Source organism: Micromonospora sp. NPDC048871, assembly GCF_043198155.1.
Classification (GTDB): domain Bacteria; phylum Actinomycetota; class Actinomycetes; order Mycobacteriales; family Micromonosporaceae; genus Micromonospora.
On record NZ_JBICUM010000009.1, the window covers coordinates 145,955 to 163,073 of the forward strand.

The window sequence follows — 17,119 nt, forward strand, 5'->3', positions numbered from 1 at the left end:
ACCGTCAGGTACGAGCACTCGGACCGACCCGGAGTAGCCACCGACGTCCGCTCCGACCCGTCCTACACGGAAAGAGGAGATCTTCGTGCCCCGACTCAGCCGCGGGCGAGCAACGCTCGACCCGTTAGCCGTGGCGCTACTCGCCCTGGCACTCGTTCTGACCGCCGCGCCGTTCCCGATCGCCCGCCCCACAGCCGCCCAGGCCGCCGGCCGTACCACCACCCAGGCCGCCGCCCCCACCACCGCTCAGGCCGCGGCGGCGGAGCCGTTCTCCGTCCTGGTGTTCTCCAAGACCGCCGGGTTCCGCCACGACTCGATTCCCGCCGGCATCCGGGCCATCCAACAGCTCGGCACCGCGAACAACTTCACCGTCGTCACCACTGAGGACGGTGCCGCCTTCACCGACACCAACCTGGCCAGGTTCAAGGCGGTCATCTGGTTGTCGACCACCGGTGACGTGCTCAACGCCACTCAGCAGTCGGCCTTCGAGCGCTACATCCGGGCCGGTGGCGGATACGTCGGGGTGCACGCCGCCTCCGACACCGAGTACGACTGGGCCTGGTACGGCCAACTGGTCGGGGCCTACTTCAACAGCCACCCGGCCAACCAGACCGCCACCGTGAAGGTCGAGGACACCACCCACGAGTCGACCCGGCACCTGCCGGACCGGTGGTCCCGCTTCGACGAGTGGTACAACTTCCGCACCAACCCCCGCGCCCGTCAGGTGCAGGTGCTGGCCTCGCTGGACGAGCGCAGCTACAGCCCGGGCAGCGGAGCGATGGGGCACGACCACCCGATCGCCTGGTGCCAGAACTACGACGGTGGCCGGTCCTGGTACACCGGTGGCGGGCACACCCAGGAGTCCTTCGCCAACGCCGAGTTCCTCCAGCACCTGCTCGGCGGCATCCAGACCGCGGCCGGGGTGGTGCACGCCGACTGCGGCGCCGGTCGGGCCGCCAACTTCGAGAAGGTGACGCTGGACAGCAACACCAGCAACCCGATGGAGCTGGACATCGCCGAGGACGGGCGGGTCTTCTACATCGAGCGCGACGGCCGGGTCCAGATCATCAAGCCGGACACCGGGCAGACCGTCACCGCCCTGCGGCTGAGTGTCTTCGCCGGCAACGAGGACGGCCTGCTGGGCATCCGCCTCGACCCCAACTTCAGCAGCAACGGGTGGATCTGGCTCTACTACGCCCCGAGCGCGGGCGGGTCCCGCAACTACCTGTCCCGGTTCACCGTCACCGGTGACACGATCAGCGCGTCCAGCGAACGGGTCGTCCTGGAGGTGCCCACCCAGCGCAACACCTGCTGCCACATGGGCGGGACGATGACCTTCGACTCGGCCGGCAACCTGTACCTGGCCACCGGGGACAACACCAACCCCTTCGAGTCCAGCGGATACAGCCCCTTGGACGAGCGCTCCGGGCGCGCGGACTACGACGCCCAGCGTACCGCCGGCAACACCAACGACCTGCGCGGCAAGGTGCTGCGGATCCGGCCCCAGGCCGACGGGACGTACACCATCCCGAGCGGGAACCTGTTCGCCCCGGGCACCGCCCGGACCCGTCCGGAGATCTACGCGATGGGGCTGCGCAACCCCTTCCGGATCGGCATCGACCCGGTGACCAATGTGCTCTACGTCGCCGACTACGGCCCGGACGCCACCACCACCAACGCCAACCGGGGCCCGGAGGGCCTGGTGGAGTGGAACATCGTCGACCGGCCGGGCAACTTCGGCTGGCCGTACTGCCACGGCAACAACCAGGCGTACAACGACTACCAGTTCCCGTCCGGGCCGAGCGGGGCCAAGTTCAACTGCTCCGCGCCGGTGAACAACTCCCCCAACAACACCGGTCTGACCAACCTGCCGGCGGCCATCCCGGCCACGGTGGACTACGGCTACGGCGGCGACAGCCGCTTCCCGGAGATCGGCGGCGGCGGAGCGCCCATGGCCGGCCCGGTCTACCGGTTCGACCCGACCATCTCGTCGCGCCGCCAGTGGCCGGCCTACTTCGACGGTAAGTCGATCTTCGGCGAGTGGAACCAGTCGCGGATGTACACCATGCAGGTCAGCCGGGACGGCAAGACCCTCGTGGACATCAACCGGATCCTCGACCAGATGACCTTCGTCCGGCCGATGGACATGGAGTTCGGCCCCGACGGCGCGTTGTACCTGATCGAGTGGGGTAGCGGCTTCGGCGGCGACAACGACAACTCCGGGGTCTACCGGATCGACTACACCGCCGGGGCCCGTGCCCCGATCGCGGTGGCCGCGGCGACCCCCACCTCGGGGGCTCCCCCGCTGGCGGTCACCTTCTCCAGCGCCGGTTCCCGCGACCCGGACGGTGGCACCCTCACCTACGCCTGGACCTTCGGTGACGGTGGCACCTCCACCCAGGCCAACCCGACCCACACGTACACCCGGTCCGGCAGCTACACCGCGCAGTTGCGGGTGACCAACCCGGCGGGCCGCAGCGCGGTGGCGAACGTGCCGATCACGGTCGGCAACACCGCCCCGACCGTCACCATCGAGTTCCCCCCGGACGGCGGCTTCTTCTCCTGGGGTGACCAGGTCGCGTACACCATCCGGGTGACCGACCCGGAGGACGGCACGATCGACTGCGACGAGGTCGAACTCCAGGTGCTGCTGGGCCACGACGAGCACGCCCATCCCCTGGAGCGGCACACCGGCTGCACCGGCACGGTGCAGACCCAGCTGGCCGACGGTCACGGGGCGGACGCGAACGTCTTCACCGTGCTGGAGGCGACCTACACCGACCGGGGTGGTTCCGACGGAGCCGAGCCGCAGACCGGCCGGGCCCTGAAGATCCTCCAGCCCAAGCGCAAGGAGGCCGAGTACTTCTCGGCCACCGGCCGGGTGGCCGGTGCCACCGGGGGCGGCACCGCCGGGGTGGAGAAGGAGACCACCGGTGACACCGCCGGCGGTGGGCAGAACATCGGCTTCATCGAGGACGGCGACTGGTGGTCGGTCAGCCCGGCCAGCCTGACCGGGGTCACCTCGATCCAGTTCCGGGTAGCCTCGGCTACCTCCGGTGGCCGGATCGAGGTCCGGGCCGGGGCCGCCGACGGTCCCCTGATCACCACTGCCACGGTGGCAGGCACCGAGGGCTGGCAGACCTACACCGACGTCACCGCGCAGATACCCAACGGCGCCTCCTCGGAGGGCGGGCTGTACTTCGTCGCCCGGGACCCCAACCGGGGCACCGGAACCCTGTTCAACGTCAACTGGATGAACTTCGTCGGCCCTGGGGTCAGCGGCAACGCCCCACCGACGGTCACCGCCACGGCCACCCCGACCAGCGGGACCGCGCCACTGGCCGTGACCTTCACCGGTACGGCGTCCGACCCGGACGGGGACACCCCGCTGACGTACGCCTGGGACTTCGGCGACGGTGGCACGGCGACCACCCTCAACGCCACCCACACCTACACCACGGCGGGCAACTACACCGCCACCCTGACGGTCACCGACAGTCGGGGTGCCCGGGGCCAGGCCACCGTGCAGATCCGGGTCGACGGGCCCGGGGGCAATGAGCCCTGCCAGGTGGAGCAGGGGCCCCAACGGTCGGACGAGTTCACCGGCACCGCGCTGGATCGCCAGCGGTGGACCAGTGTGGTGCGGGACAGCCAGGGGTACTCGCTGACCGGGGGTGCCCTGCGCCTGCCCACCGCGGCGGGTGACCTGTACGGCACCCGCAACGACGCGACCAACCTGGTGCTCCAGCCCGCGCCCAGCGGGGCCTGGCAGGCGACCACCCGGGTCACCGTCGCGGCCCGGGCCGACTACCAGCAGGCCGGCCTGATCCTGTACGGCAACGACGACAACTACGCCAAGCTGGACCTGGTCTACGGCGGCAACCGCAAGGTGGAGTTCATCCGGGAGAGTGCCGGCACCCCGCGCAACGAAAGCGCGGACGCCACGGCCGCTCCCACCGGCGACACCATCCACCTGCGACTGACCAGTGACGGGACGAACCTGACCGCGGCCTACTCGACCGACGGGCAGACCTTCACCCCGGTGGGTCGGTCCGCTGCCCTGGCCGGGATCACCAACCCCCGGATCGGTCTGTTCGCCCTCAACGGCGGCACCACCGCCCCGGTCCTGAACGCGGACTTCGACTGGTTCCGGATCACCCCGGAGGCCACGACGGGTACGAGCGCCACACCCTCGGACGAGTTCACCGGCAGCACCCTGGAGAAGTGCCGGTGGAACGCCATCGTGCGGGAGGAGGCGACCCGGTACCGGGTGACCGACGGTGCGCTGCGCATCGATGTACCCAACGGTGACATCTACGGCACCAGCAACACCGGGCCGACGAACTTCATCCTGCAGAACAGTCCGGCCGGGAACTGGACGATCCAGACCCGGGTCGACGGCAGCCTGTTCAACGAGCAGTACCAGCAGGCGGGTCTGCTGGTGTACGCCGACGACGACAACTACCTGAAGTTCGACTACGTCACGGACAACGCGGCCGGTCAGACGATCTCGCGACGGATCGAGTTCCGTAGTGAGGTCGGCGGGGTGGTGCAGAGCACCCAACCCCAGGCCACCGGGCTGACCCAGGGGATCTGGCACCTGCGCCTGTCCCGCAGCGGCAGCACCTACACCGCCGCCTACTCGGCGGACGGAACGAGTTGGACCAGCCTGGGCTCCCTGACCAGCACCGCGGTCGGGACCACCCCGAAGGTGGGGCTGTTCACCCTGGGGGCCAACCAGACCGCCTCGAAGACGGCCGCCTTCGACTACTTCCGGCTGACGCCGGGCTAGTCGACCGATCGGAGCCGGCCCGCACCTGGAGGGGTGCGGGCCGGTTCCCGTCCCGAGGTGCCGGGCCGACCTCCAAAGGCCCGAGACCGGACGTACGACTTAGCGGGTGATACCGGGAAATGTCACCCTCCGTTACCGAACCGTTATTCATCGAAACCTTGCCAAGTACTCATAGAGTGGAAGTAATTTGTTCAACGGCTCAACATAATGCTGGAACGGACGCCCCGGCAGGCGACCGATCCGGCTCCACCTGGGACGGTCTTCGGCGAACCGGCCCCGCGACCCCTGTCCGTCAGGACCAAGGAGACCGGAGTGTCCCGACCACACCGTGCCCGCGCACCCATAACCGCCGCCTTGATGAGTCTCGGCCTCGCCGTGACCACGCTCGTCGGCGGACCCGCGCAGGCCGCCCCCACCACCACCAAGACAGCACCCCTGGCGCAGACCGCACCGGCGCCGGCCCCAGCACCACAGGCCGCCGCCGACGACTTCTCGGTCCTGGTCTTCTCCAAGACCGCCGGCTTCCGGCACGACTCGATTCCGACCGGCATCGCCGCGATCCAGCAACTGGGTGCCACCCACGGCTTCACCGTGGAGACCACCGAGGACAGCGCCTCCTTCACCGACGCGAACCTGGCCCGCTACCGGGCGGTGATCTGGCTCTCCACCACCGGTGACGTGCTCAACGCCGAACAGCAGGAGGCCTTCGAGCGCTACATCCAGACCGGTGGCGGCTACGTCGGCGTGCACGCCGCCTCCGACACCGAGTACAACTGGCCCTGGTACGGCGAGCTGGTGGGGGCGTACTTCGCCAACCACCCGGCCAACCAGACGGCCACCGTCAAGGTGGAGGACCCGGCGCACGAGTCCACCGCCCACCTGCCGGAGCGCTGGTCCCGGTACGACGAGTGGTACAACTTCCGCACCAACCCGCGCGGCAAGGTGCACGTGCTGGCCACCCTGGACGAGCGCAGCTACTCCCCGGGCACGGGGGCGATGGGTCACGACCACCCGATCGCCTGGTGCCGGGACTACGACGGCGGCCGGACCTGGTACACCGGTGGCGGTCACACCCGCGAGTCGTACGCCGAGCCGGAGTTCCTCCAGCACCTGCTCGGTGGCATCCGGACCGCGGCCGGGGTCAGCGGCGCCGACTGCCGCGCCTCGCTGACCTCCAGCTTCGAGAAGGTGACGCTGGACAGCAACACCAGCAACCCGATGGAGCTGGACATCGCGGCCGACGGCCGGGTCTTCTACATCGAGCGCGACGGCCGGGTCCAGATCATCAAGCCGGACACCGGGCAGACCGTCACCGCGATCGACCTCGACGTCTTCACCGGCAACGAGGACGGCCTGATCGGCATCCGGCTGGACCCGAACTTCGCCACCAACAACTGGGTGTACCTCTACTACGCCCCGAACGACGGGGTCGCCCGTAACCTGCTGTCCCGATTCACGGTCACCGGCGACACGATCGACCCGGCCAGCGAGAAGCAGGTGCTGCAGGTCGACACCCAGCGCAACACCTGCTGCCACGCGGGCGGGACGATGGTCTTCGACTCGGCCGGCAACCTGTACCTGGCCACCGGGGACAACACCAACCCGTTCTCCTCGGACGCGTACACCCCGATCGACGAGCGGCCCGGCCGCGCCGACTACGACGCGCAGCGCACCTCCGGCAACACCAACGACCTGCGCGGCAAGGTGATCCGGATCCACCCGGAGGACGACGGGACGTACACCATCCCGGAGGGCAACCTGTTCGCGCCGGGCACGGAGAAGACCCGCCCCGAGATCTACGCGATGGGCTTCCGTAACCCCTTCCGGATCGGTATCGACCTGGAAACGGACGTGCTGTACGTGGCCGACTACGGGCCGGACGCCGCCTCCGCCAACCCCAACCGGGGCCCGGAGGGCCTGGTCGAGTGGAACATCGTCGACCAGCCCGGCAACTTCGGCTGGCCGTACTGCCACGGCGCGAACCGGGCGTACAACGACTACCAGTTCCCGTCCGGGCCCAGCGGGGCCAAGTTCGACTGCGCCAACCTGGTCAACGACTCCCCGAACAACACCGGTCTGACCAACCTGCCGCCGGCCGTCTCGGCCACGGTCGACTACGGCTACGCGGCCAACCCGCTGTTCCCCGAGATCGGTGGCGGTGGCGCCCCGATGGGCGGCCCGGTCTACCGGTACGACGCCGACCTCGTCTCCGACCGCAAGTGGCCGGCGTACTACGACGGCAAGGCGCTGCTCGGTGAGTGGAACCAGTCGCGGATGTACACCATGCAGGTCACCTCGGACGGCAAGTCCCTGGTGGACATCAACCGTCTGCTGGACGGGATGAGCTTCATCCGGCCGATGGATTTCGAGTTCGGTCCCGACGGCGCGCTCTACATGATCGAGTGGGGTAGCGGCTTCGGCGGCAACAACGACAACTCCGGGGTCTACCGCATCGACTACATCGCCGGTGACCGGGCCCCGATCGCGGTGGCCAACGCCGACCCCACCTCCGGCCCGGCCCCGCTGACGGTCAGCTTCTCCAGCGCCGGCTCCCGTGACCCGGACGGCGGAGCCCTGACCTACGCCTGGAACTTCGGCGACGGCAACAGCTCCGAGGAGGCCAACCCCACCCACACGTACGCCTCGGCGGGCAACTACACCGCCCAGCTCACCGTGACCAACCCCAAGGGGCGTACCGCGGTGGCGAACGTGCCGGTCACGGTCGGCAACACCGTACCGACGGTCACCATCGAGTTCCCGCCGGACGGCGGCTTCTTCGACTGGGGTGACCAGGTCAAGTACACCATCAAGGTGACCGACCCCGAGGACGGGGAGATCGACTGCGACGAGGTCGAACTCCAGGTGCTGCTGGGTCACGACGAGCACGCCCACCCGCTGGAGCAGCACACCGGCTGCGAGGGTGTGGTGCAGACCCAGCTCGCCGCCGGACACGGCGCCGAGGCGAACGTGTTCACCGTGCTGGAGGCCACCTACACCGACCAGGGCGGCTCCGGTGGAGCCAGCCCGCTGACCGGCCGCTCCCTGCAGATCCTGCAGCCCAAGCGCAAGCAGGCCGAGTACTACTCCAACACCGGTCGGCTGGCCGACGGCACCGGCGGCGGCGACCCGGGAGTGGTCCGGGAGGCCGCCGGGGACACCGCGGGCGGCGGCGAGAACATCGGCTTCATCGAGGACGGCGACTGGTGGTCGGTCGAGCCGGCCAGCCTGACCGGCATCGAGTCGATCCGGTTCCGGGTGGCCTCGGCCGCTTCCGGGGGTCGGATCGAGGTCCGGGCCGGTGCGCCGGACGGTCCGCTGGTCACCTCGGTCGCCGTACCGGGCACCGGGGACTGGCAGTCGTACACCGATGTCACCGCTGAGGTTCCGGCCGAGGCGGACTCCGACGGCAAGCTGTTCTTCGTCGCCCGCGACCCGGCCGGCGGCACGAACAGCCTGTTCAACGTCAACTGGATCGACTTCCTCGGCAAGGGGGTCACGGACAACGCCCCGCCGGTCGTCACCGCCAACGCCACCCCGACCACCGGCACCGCGCCGTTGGCGGTCTCCTTCAGCGGTACGGCCACCGACCCCGAGGGCGACACCCCGCTGACGTACGAGTGGGACTTCGGTGACGGTGGTACGGCCGACACCCTCAACGCCGAGCACACCTACGCCGCGCCCGGCACCTTCACCGCCGTCCTGACGGTGACGGACAGCCGAGGTGCCCGGTCGTACGCCACCGTGCCGATCCGCATCGAGTCCCCGAACACCTCCTGCCTGGGGGCCCGTTCGGACGACTTCAGCGGCGACACCCTGAACCGGGACCGGTGGACCAGTGTGGTGCGGGAGAACCAGCTCCTGTCCGTCTCCGACGGCGCGCTGCGCATCCCCACCGAGGCCGGTGACCTGTACGGCAGCCGCAACGACGCGACCAACCTGGTGCTCCAGCCCGCACCCAGCGGGGCCTGGCAGGCGACCACCAAGGTGACCGTGCCGGTCACGGCCACCTACCAGCAGGCCGGTCTGATCGTCTACGGCGACGACGACAACTACGCCAAGGTGGACCTGCTCTACAACGGCAGCCGCCGGGTGGAGTTCCTCCGGGAGACTGCCGGCACCCCGCGCAACGACAGTGCCGACAATGTCGCCGCACCGGAAGGTGACACCGTCTGGCTGCGGATCAGCAGCGACGGCAGCACCCTGACCGCGGAGATGTCGGCCGACGGGCAGACCTTCAGCCCGGTCGGGCGCGCCGCCGACCTGGCCGGCATCGAGAACCCGCGGATCGGCCTGTTCGCCCTCAACGGTGGCACGGACGCCCCCGTCGTGGACGCCGAGTTCGACTGGTTCCAGGTGGCCCCCGACGAGCCCGCCGGGCCGGTCGACCGGTCCGACGAGTTCGACGGCATCTCGCTGGACAAGTGCCGGTGGAACGCCATCCTGCGGGAGGACCCGAGCGCCTACCGGGTCAGCGGCGGTCAGTTGCAGATCGACGTGCCCAACGGTGACATCTACGGCACCAACAACACCGACCCGACGAACTTCATCCTGCAGAACGCCCCTAGCGGCGACTGGACGATGGAGACCAAGATCGACGGAAGTCTGCTGGACGAGCAGTACCAGCAGGCGGGTCTGATCGTGTACGGCGACGACGACAACTACGTCAAGTTCGACTTCGTCGCCGACAACCCGGCCGGCCAGCCGGTGACCCGACGGATCGAGCTGCGCAGCGAGATCGGCGGGTCGATCCAGGACCCGCAACCGGGTGCGGAGGGCCTGACCTCCTCCGAGTGGTACCTACGGGTGTCCCGCACCGGTGACGTCTTCACCGGGTCGTACTCGACGGACGGCACCACCTGGACGGAGTTGACCGGACTGACCAACGCGGCCGTGGGGGCCACCCCGAAGATCGGGGTGTTCACCCTCAGCGGCAACCAGACCGCCTCGAAGGTGGCCACCTTCGACTACTTCCGGTTCTCCGCGGAGGACGCTCCGAGCGACACGACGGCGCCGGTGACCACCGCCGAGGTGTCCGGCACCCCGATCGAGGGCTGGCACACCGGGCCGGTGACGGTCACCCTGTCCGCCACCGACGAGGAGGGCGGCAGCGGGGTGGCCCGCACGGAGTACCAGCTCGGCGAGGCCGACACCTGGACCACCTACACCGATCCGGTGCAGGTGACCGGGGACGGCGAGCACGAGCTGCGGTTCCGGTCCGTCGACGAGGCCGGCAACGTGGAGGAGACGAAGACGGTCACCGTCCGAATCGACACCACCGCCCCGGTCAGCACGGCGACGTTCGCTCCGGCGAACGACGAGGGCTGGCACGACGGCACCATCCCGGTGGTGCTCACCTCGACCGATGCCGGTTCCGGGGTGGAACTGCTGGAGTGGTCGCTCGACGGTGGCGCCTGGACGCCGTACTCCGAGCCGGTGGAGATCAGCGGCGACGGCACCCATGAGCTGCTGTACCGGGCCACCGACAAGGTCGGCAACGTCGAGACCCTGAAGTCCGCGGTGGTACGCATCGACGGCACCAAGCCGACCCTGCTGGTCTCCGGCATCGCCGACGGCCAACTGTACGGCGACAGCCAGGACGTACGGGTGTCCTGGCAGGCGGTCGACCCGACCTCCGGGATCGCCACCGTGGTCGGCACCCTGGACGGCCGGCCGTACTACAGCGGCACCCTCCAGGCGATGTACGAGCTGCCGTTGGGTCTGCACGAGCTGACCGTGACCGCGACCGACAAGGCGGGTAACAGCACCACCGCCTCGGTCCGGTTCTTCGTCACCACCTCGTTCCGGGACATGCAGTTCCTGCTGGACCGGTTCAAGGCGACGGGACGCCTGTCGAACAAGGCGCACGAGCAGTTGTCCAAGCAGCTCGAGAAGGTCCGCAAGGAGGAGGCGAAGGGCAACGACGAGAAGGCGATCAAGGAGCTGAAGAAGTTCCGCGACCTTGCCGCCGACGCCAAGCTCATCGCCGAGGCCGAGATCCGGGAGGTGCTGATCCGGGACGCCGACGCCATGATCGTTCGGCTCGGCGGCACGGCCAGCACGGCAGGGGTCAAGGCCAACGAGGGCAAGTCCGTCAAGGGGGCCGGACGCCTCGGTGACGACCCGACCCGGTTGGCACCCGGCCGCCGGCTGTGATCCACGGGCCCCGTCCGGTCTCGACCGGACGGGGCCCCGCTCCAACCACGAACCGGCCCGGCACGCAGCACGCGTGCCGGGCCGCTTCATACACCCCAGGCCCCGGTTCACACGCCGGGCTACTGACTGTCGAGCACCTCGCGCAGGGCCGCCAGGTCGGCCTCGGTGGGCTGCCAGGACCCGGCCGCCGCGTTGGCGCGTACCTGCTCGGGGGTGGTAGCCCCGGCGATGACCGAGGTCACCGAGGGTTGGGCGGCCAGCCCGCCGATGGCCACGTCCAGCATGGACACCCCCCGCTCGGCGGCGTACTCCTCGATGGCCTCGATGGTGTCCCAGTCGGCGGCGGCGAGCCGCTGGGCGTACCGGCCGCCACCGGCCAGTCGGCTGCCCGCCGGCGGGGCCTCGCCCCGCTTGTACTTGCCGGTCAGCAGCCCATTGGCCAGCGGGAAGAACGGCAACATGCCGAGCCCGAAGCGTTCGCAGGCGGGCAGCACCTCGATCTCGACGTCCCGGTTGAGCAGGCTGTAGTTGTTCTGGGCGCTGATGAAGCGGGTCAGCCCGCGACTCTTGGCCGTCCAGTCGGCGTCGGCGATCTGCCACCCGGCGAAGTTGGAGTTGCCCAGGTAGCGCACCTTGCCGTCGCGGACCAGGTCGTCCAGGGCCGCGAGGGTCTCGTCGATCGGGGTGCCCGGGTCGGGCTCGTGAAACTGGTACAGGTCGATGTAGTCGGTGTCCAGTCGACGCAGCGACGCCTCCGCCGCCCGGATGATGTAGCGCCGTGACCCCCGGACCCCGAAGTCCCGCCCGTTGGCGCCGCTCATCGACATGCCGAACTTGGTCGCCAGCACCACCTCGTCCCGGCGCCCCTTGAGGGCGGCACCGAGTTGCGCCTCCGACCCGCCGTGCGGTTCGCCGTAGATGTCGGCGGTGTCGAAGAAGTTGATCCCGACGTCGAGGGCCGCGTCGACCACGGCGCGAGTGCCGTCGAGGTCGAGTTTGCGGCCGAAGTTGTTGCAGCCGATCCCCACAGCGGACACCACGAGCCCGGAGTCGCCCAACCGGCGATAGGTCATCTCACTCACGAGATCACCATATGCCGCGCGGAGGAACGCCGAGTGACCTCGCCGGTCACCGCCGGGAGGACACCTCCCAGACCGGCTCGTCCGTCTCCACCACCTCGCCGTCGCCCTGGAACAGCAGGAACCGGTCGAAGGTGCGGGTGAACCAGCGGTCGTGCGTCACCGCGAGCACCGTGCCGGAGAAGGCGGCCAGCCCGGCCTCCAGGGCCTCGGCGGAGGCCAGGTCGAGGTTGTCGGTGGGCTCGTCCAGCAGCAGCAGGGTAGCCCCGGACAGCTCCAGCAGCAGCACCAGGAAGCGGGCCTGCTGCCCGCCGGAGAGGGTGCCGAACCGCTGGTCCCCCTGGCCGGCCAACTCGTACCGGCTGAGCGCCGCCATGGCCGCGTGCCGGTCCATGCCGTCGCGGTGCTCGTCACCCCGCCAGAGGATCTCCACCAGGGTCTTGGCCATCAGCTCCGGCCGGTCGTGGGTCTGGGAGAAGTGCCCGGGACGCACCCGGGCACCGAGCCGCGCGAGGCCGCCGTGGGCCACCGGGGCCAGGGCCGCCGCGCCGTCGACCGGCGGGTTGGCCGGGTCGGGGTCCGTGCCGCCGCGCGCCAGCAGCCGCAGGAAGTGGGACTTGCCGGTGCCGTTGGCACCGAGCACCGCCACCCGGTCGCCGTACCAGACCTCCAGGTCGAAGGGGTAGGTCAGGCCGTCGAGTTCCAGCTGTTCGCAGATCAACGCGCGTTTGCCGGTCCGCCCGCCGGTCAGCCGCATCCGGATGTCCTGGTCCTTCGGCGGTACGGGCGGCGGCCCGGCCTCCTCGAACTTGCGCAGCCTGGTCTGCGCCGACTGATAGCGGGAGGCCATGCCGGAGTTGTACGCGGCCTTCTGCTTGTACATCAGCATCAACTCGCGCAGCTTCTCGTGCTCCTCGTCCCACCGCTTGCGCAGCTCGTCCAGGCGGTCGTGCCGGGCCACCCGCGCGGTGTGCCAGCTGGCGAAGCCGCCCGGGTGCACCCAGGCGCTGCCACCCTCCACGGCGACCACCCGGTCGGCGGTGTGTGCCAGCAACTCCCGGTCGTGCGAGACGTAGAGCACGGACTTGCCGGACTCCCGCAGTCGCGCCTCCAGCCATCGTTTGCCGGGTACATCGAGGAAGTTGTCCGGCTCGTCGAGCAGCAGCACCTCGTCCGGGCCGCGCAGCAGCAACTCCAGGGCGAAGCGCTTCTGCTGACCGCCGGAGAGGGTGCGTACCGGTCGCTGCCGCGCGGTCTCCCAGGGCAGGTCGAGCACGATGGTGGCGACCGTGTCGAAGAGGACCTCCGCGTCGTACCCGCCGATCTCTCCCCAGGCGGCCAGGGCCTCCGCGTACGCCAACTGGGCCTTGCCGGCGGCGCTGCTGTACTTGCCGCGCAGCTCGGCGGCGCGCATGGCCGCCTCGGTCTCGGCGAGTCGGCGACCGGCCTCCCGCAGCGGCGGCGGGGCCAGCGACAACGCCAGGTCGGCCAGGGTGGACTCGTCACCGATCATGCCGATGAACTGCCGCATCACCCCCAGCCCACCGGCCCGGGCGATGGTGCCGGTACGCACCGGCAGGTCACCGGCGACCATCCGCAGCAGGGTCGTCTTGCCGGCACCGTTCGGCCCGACCAGGGCCACCTTGGCGCCCTCACCGACCCGGAACGACACCTCGGCGAAGAGTTCCCGCCCGTCCGGCAGGTGGTGTCCGACCGCTGCCACGTCCACGTATCCCACGCGGGCATCCTCCCGGAGCCCGGCTAAGCAGCCAACCGATTAGCGGCCTGGGCCGCTCACCGCGTGACGCGAAGCACCCGGAAGCCCTTCTGGCTGGCGTGCCGCTCCACCTGCCAGCCCTGCTCCACCAGCCAGCGGTGCAGCGAGTCACCGCCCAGGTGACGACCCACCACCAGCCAGGCCACCCCCTCCGGGGTCAACCGGGGCAGCCAGTGCAGCAGCAGGTCGTGCAGCTCGTCCTTGCCGGGCCGGATGGGCGGGTTGGACCAGATCTGGGCGAAGGTCAGGTCGGCCGGCACCTCCTCGGGTGCCGCCACCCGTACCCGGTCGGCCAGGCCCAGGCGGTCCGCGTTGGCGGCGGTGAGTTCCCGGGCCCGCTCGTTGACGTCCACCGCCCACACCTTTGCGGTCGGGGCGACGGTGGCGAGCACACAGCTGATCGGTCCGAAGCCGCAGCCGAGGTCGAGCAGGGCCCCCTCGGTCGAGGCCGGTGGCAGGTCGGCCTTGCGCAGCAGCACGGCCGTACCCGCATCCAGGCGGTTGGCGGAGAACACCCCGGCCGCCGAGGCCAGGGTGAAGTCGCGGCCGGCGACGGCGAACTGCACCTCGCGCGGCTTGGCGGAGGCGCTGGGTGCGGTGGTGAAGTAGTGGTCCCCGGTCACGCCGGTCATTCTTCCACCGGCCCGAAACTCCCCGGCGGGACGCCGGCCCTCGGCGAAGCGACCCGCCGCAAGGTGTTTTCCTCAAAAAAACCTACTAAAGGGATAAAAGTCCCTACTCTGGTCGGCATGGTATATCGGTACGACTCCGATGAGGACGCCTACGGCCCGTACCGGGATGACGACCCCGAGGGACAGGCACCGCCCGCGACCGACGCGGTACCGGCCGGACCCCCGCGGTCCCGTTTCCCGGCCCCGTCGCTGCCGCGGCCCAACCAGATGGTGCTGCCCTCGACGACGGCCTCGGCAGCGGCCCCGCCGCCGCAGGACCCGCCACCCCGCTACGAGGCCGCCACGACGGTGCCGTACGACCCCTCTCCCGCCGCCGTACCCCAGCCCGCACCGGCGTCGGCCGCCCCACCACCCCGTCGCGGTGGTGGCCGCACCTGGCAGGTGCTGATCGGCGGTGCCGCCGCCCTGGTGCTGCTGGCCCTCTGTGGACTGGCCGGCGCCGCCCTGCTCGACGGCCGGCAGTTGATCGGCCAGCAGGCGGCACCGAGCACCCCACCGGAGGACAACACCCCGGGCACGGATTCCCCCCGGGCCGGCGACCTGGATTCCCGCGACACCGACCAGGCCCCACTGACCGGCCGGGAGGTCTTCCCCAACAGCACCCTCACCGTCGGCGACGGCCGACGCTACGAGGTGCTGCGCGCCCAGTCGAGCGCCAGCTGCGCGGTGGCGGCCACCGGGGAGGTCTCGGACCTGCTCGTCCGGCTCGGTTGCAGCCAGGTCGTCCGGGCCACCCTGCGCTCCAGCGACCAGCAGCATCTGGTCACCGCCGGACTGTTCAACCTGACCGACCGGTCCAGCGCCGAACGGGCCCGGGACCGCATCCGGCAGGTGCTCGACGATCGGGAGGGCCGCTTCCGCGGTATGCCGGCGGGCGACGGCACCGAGGTCATCGCCACCGCCCCCGCCCGGGTCGGCTGGCAGGTACGCGGCCACTATGTCGCGTACGCGGTGGTGACCCGCGCCGACGGCGACACCATCCGCTCCGGCGACACCGCAGTCCGCGAGATCCTGTTCGACCTGCTGGAACTGCACCTGAACCGGGAGGTGCTGGAGCACCGGGCCAACGGGGGCATAGCCAACCAGCCCACCCCCGCGGAGGACACCGGCAGCCAGAACGGGTCCGACGAGGACTGAGGCTCAGGCCTCGGCCGGCACCCGCAACCGTCGGGTGGCCTCGGCCCGGCGGGCGTACTCGGCCGGGTCCTCCGGGTAGCCCACCGCCACCAGGGTCAACCCGTGCGCCGGGGCCACGGTCACCTCACTGGACCGTTCCCGCCGGGTCAGCAGCCCGGCCGGCCACTCCACCGGTCGGCGACCGTCCCCGGCCACCAGCATCGCGCCGACCAGGCTGCGCACCATGGCCTGGCAGAAGGCGTCCGCCTGCACGGTGGCGACCAGGATTCCGTCCGGGTCACGCCGCCAGTCCAGCCGGGTCACCTCCCGCAGGGTGGTGGCGTTCTCCTTCCGCCGGCAGTACGCGGCGAAGTCGTGCTCCCCCACCAGCCCGGCGGAGGCCGCGGCCAGCCGATCGCAGTCCAGCGGGCGAGGCCAGGCCAGCACCTCGTGCCGACGCAGCGGCTCGACCCCCCAGGGGGCATCGGTCACCCGGTACTCGTACCGCCGGAAGGTGGCCGAGAAGCGGGCGTCGAAGGTGTTCGGCACCTCCGTCATCGCCCGGACCCGCACATCACCCGGCAGCAGCCGGGCCAGCCGACGCAGCAGCCGGTCCCGGTGTTCCTGCCAGACCTCGGCGGGCAGGTCGAGGTGGCAGACCTGCCCGGAGGCGTGCACCCCGGCGTCGGTCCGGCCAGCCACCGTCAACCCGGTCGCGGTCCCGGCCCCGAGCACCAGGTCCAGCGTCTCCATCAAAACCCCGGCGACCGTACGCCGACCCGGCTGGGCGGCCCAGCCGGAGAAGTCCCCGCCGTCGTAGGCGACATCCAGCCGCAGCCGGATCCGCTCGTCCACCTCGTACCTCCTCACGACGACTCGGGCCCGGCATCCCGTGGGGGATGCCGGGCCCGACGACGGCCTTGATCAGGCCTTGCCTTCCTCGGTGGCCAGGTCGCTGTCCTCGCGGGCGGCGGCCGTGTCACCGGACGCCGACACCGGGGCCTCGGAGTCCTGGTCGGCCGAACGCGCGGCCGGGGTCTCCTCGGCCGGGGCGAGCGCCTCGACCTTGTCCTGCTGGGCGGCCTTGCGGGCGGCGGTCTTGCGGTTCGCCGTCGGCTCGGTGACCTGCAGCTCCTCGACCAGCTCGATGATCGCCATCGGAGCGGCGTCACCCTTGCGCGGACCGGTCTTCACGATCCGGGTGTAGCCACCGTTGCGGTTGGCGTACCGGGGCGCGATCTGGTCGAACAGGGAGTAGACCACGTCCTTGTCCTTGACGACGCCCAGTACCCGGCGGCGCGAGGCGAGGTCGCCGCGCTTGGCCTTGGTGATGAGCTGCTCGGCCAGCGGACGCAGCCGCCGGGCCTTCGTCTCGGTGGTCTGGATCTTGCCGTGCTGGAACAGCGCGGTGGCCAGGTTGGCCAGCATCAGCCGCTCGTGCGCGGGGCTGCCGCCGAGGCGGGGGCCCTTGGTGGGCGTGGGCATGCTTGGTGCTCCTCAGGTGTGGCGG

At 70.6% G+C, this 17,119-nt stretch carries 8 protein-coding genes; 3 read left to right on the plus strand and 5 right to left on the minus strand.

Features of this window, described 5'->3' with window-relative positions; translation table 11 throughout:
* Positions 1–130 precede the first annotated feature (130 nt).
* Positions 131–4,792 carry a ThuA domain-containing protein gene (locus tag ACGFIK_RS20340; protein ID WP_393340646.1) on the plus strand — a complete coding sequence of 1,554 codons (4,662 nt, stop codon included), beginning with the start codon at positions 131–133 and terminating at the stop codon, positions 4,790–4,792.
* Between the two features lie 357 nt (positions 4,793–5,149).
* Positions 5,150–10,945 carry a ThuA domain-containing protein gene (locus ACGFIK_RS20345; RefSeq protein WP_393340648.1) on the plus strand — a complete coding sequence of 1,932 codons (5,796 nt, stop codon included), beginning with the start codon at positions 5,150–5,152 and terminating at the stop codon, positions 10,943–10,945.
* Between the two features lie 119 nt (positions 10,946–11,064).
* Here the strand turns inward: ACGFIK_RS20345 and ACGFIK_RS20350 are convergent, their stop codons facing one another.
* The 3 genes from ACGFIK_RS20350 to ACGFIK_RS20360 are packed head-to-tail and all read right to left on the minus strand — an operon-like array spanning position 11,065 to position 14,424.
* Positions 11,065–12,018, minus strand: a complete 954-nt coding sequence (locus tag ACGFIK_RS20350; protein WP_393340686.1) for an aldo/keto reductase — start codon at positions 12,016–12,018, stop codon at positions 11,065–11,067.
* Positions 12,019–12,073: 55 nt separating this feature from the next.
* Positions 12,074–13,762, minus strand: a complete 1,689-nt coding sequence (locus ACGFIK_RS20355) for an ATP-binding cassette domain-containing protein (protein ID WP_327024045.1) — start codon at positions 13,760–13,762, stop codon at positions 12,074–12,076.
* Between the two features lie 56 nt (positions 13,763–13,818).
* On the minus strand, positions 13,819–14,424 hold the full coding sequence (locus ACGFIK_RS20360; RefSeq protein ID WP_393340651.1) for a class I SAM-dependent methyltransferase: 606 nt from the start codon (positions 14,422–14,424) through the stop codon (positions 13,819–13,821).
* A 126-nt stretch (positions 14,425–14,550) separates the two neighbouring features.
* On the opposite strand from ACGFIK_RS20360, the gene ACGFIK_RS20365 reads away from it, so the two are divergent.
* Positions 14,551–15,630, plus strand: a complete 1,080-nt coding sequence (locus tag ACGFIK_RS20365) for a hypothetical protein (protein WP_393340654.1) — start codon at positions 14,551–14,553, stop codon at positions 15,628–15,630.
* Between the two features lie 3 nt (positions 15,631–15,633).
* On the opposite strand, the gene truA is transcribed toward ACGFIK_RS20365, so the two are convergent.
* The gene (gene truA / locus ACGFIK_RS20370; protein ID WP_393340657.1) at positions 15,634–16,464 is read right to left on the minus strand and encodes a tRNA pseudouridine(38-40) synthase TruA; all 831 of its coding nucleotides are present in this window, start codon (positions 16,462–16,464) and stop codon (positions 15,634–15,636) included.
* A gap of 69 nt (positions 16,465–16,533) precedes the next feature.
* On the minus strand, positions 16,534–17,094 hold the full coding sequence (gene rplQ / locus ACGFIK_RS20375; RefSeq protein WP_327024042.1) for a 50S ribosomal protein L17: 561 nt from the start codon (positions 17,092–17,094) through the stop codon (positions 16,534–16,536).
* Positions 17,095–17,119 lie beyond the last annotated feature (25 nt).